This is a genomic window from Microcystis sp. M53598_WE2, assembly GCF_030067735.1.
Taxonomy (GTDB): Bacteria; Cyanobacteriota; Cyanobacteriia; order Cyanobacteriales; family Microcystaceae; genus Microcystis; species Microcystis aeruginosa.
The window spans coordinates 1-1,397 of record NZ_JASJFE010000906.1 but is presented as its reverse complement, the minus strand read 5'-3'; the positions used below and the strand labels follow the sequence as shown (position 1 = coordinate 1,397).

Here is a 1,397-nt window from a genome sequence, read left to right as displayed (position 1 = left end):
ACCTAAATCGTGAGGTTTGGGAATCACCGTCCGTTTACGGCGGTGAGGATGTCAACAGAAAATATAGCAGTTAGCCGTCTCTTGGATATTTTAGTACAAATGCTCGGACTTGTGTTCTAAATGTTCCACAAGTGCTTCGCCATCGTTCCGCTTATCTTCATGAGACCCCTGTTTAATTCTATTTTTTTACCCTTAAGTATTTATACTTATTTCTAAAGTTAGATGCTCCCGTGTTTTCTTAAATGTATGGTAGAGGCATCTTGCCTTAGTCGGGATTAACCTTCTGTTAACTAAATTAACAGAAGGTTAATTAGATTAAGCTTTAGCTAATTAAATTAAATTAGCCTACCAGGGGTGACAAAAGTTAGTCACTGGTTCGCCCCTTCTTTGCTGTCAATTAATTTCAGCCTTTCTCACAACCATTCCCTAGGGGGGTTAAATTCATGTTTAAACTAGCTTCAGACTTTTTATCTTTAGATTTTCTCCGCCAACAAAATCAGAAAAATAAGCCAGAAAGTCAATTTAACTCTTTGCCAATTTCTCAAATCACGAAAGAGGGTAAAGTTTTAGCGATAATTCTCCGACGAGAGTTTAACCAAGAGGGGATTCATTTCCTAACTCCCGATGATTTTTCCCAACAGTTGGCCTATATGAGACACCCGACGGGAAAAAGTATTATGCCCCACGTTCATAACAAAGTACAACGGGAAGTATTTTTTACCCAGGAAGTCTTAATTATCAAAAGAGGAAAACTGCGGGTAGATTTCTATGATGACGACCAACAATATCTAGAAAGTCATATATTGAGAGATGGGGATGTGGTTTTGTTGATCCAAGGTGGTCATGGTTTCCAAGTCTTAGAAGAAGTAGAAATGATTGAAGTAAAACAAGGTCCCTACGTTGGTAATCAGGATAAAACTCGCTTTACAGGAATTGAGGAAACTGTGGTTAAAATGGCGGGAGCAGAGATAGCATGAGTAGCTTTATTCCCGTCAATGAGCCACTACTTGCGGGCAAGGAAAAACAGTATCTTAACGAATGTATTGATAGCGGTTGGATTTCTTCGGAAGGTCCCTTCGTTCAGAAATTTGAAGAAAATTTTGCCCTCGCTGTTGGGCGAAAGTATGCCGTTTCCGTGTGCAATGGTTCTATGGCCTTAGAAGCGGCCATCGTCGCTTTAGGAATTGGTTCGGGGGATGAAGTGATTCTCCCCACTTTTACCATCATTTCCTGCGGAGCTGCCATTGTCAAAGCCGGGGCGATTCCCGTGGTGGTGGACTGCGAAGCGCAGACTTGGAACATGGATATCAGTCAGATAGAGGCAAAAATCACGCCCCGCACTAAAGCGATAATGGTGGTTCATATCTACGGATTACCGGTGGCAATGACTCCAGTTT

The 1,397-nt window shown here is 41.6% G+C and carries 2 protein-coding genes; both read left to right on the top strand.

Going from position 1 to position 1,397, the window contains the following annotated elements; genetic code table 11:
* The first annotated feature begins 443 nt into the window (after positions 1 to 443).
* Positions 444 to 977, top strand: coding sequence for a cupin domain-containing protein (locus PX636_RS18460; RefSeq protein ID WP_002759194.1), 534 nt, complete (start codon positions 444 to 446; stop codon positions 975 to 977).
* Positions 974 to 1,397, top strand: a 424-nt coding sequence (locus PX636_RS18455; RefSeq protein ID WP_288118219.1) for a DegT/DnrJ/EryC1/StrS family aminotransferase, incomplete at its 3' end; no start/stop codon positions are given. The genes PX636_RS18460 and PX636_RS18455, both read left to right, overlap by 4 nt.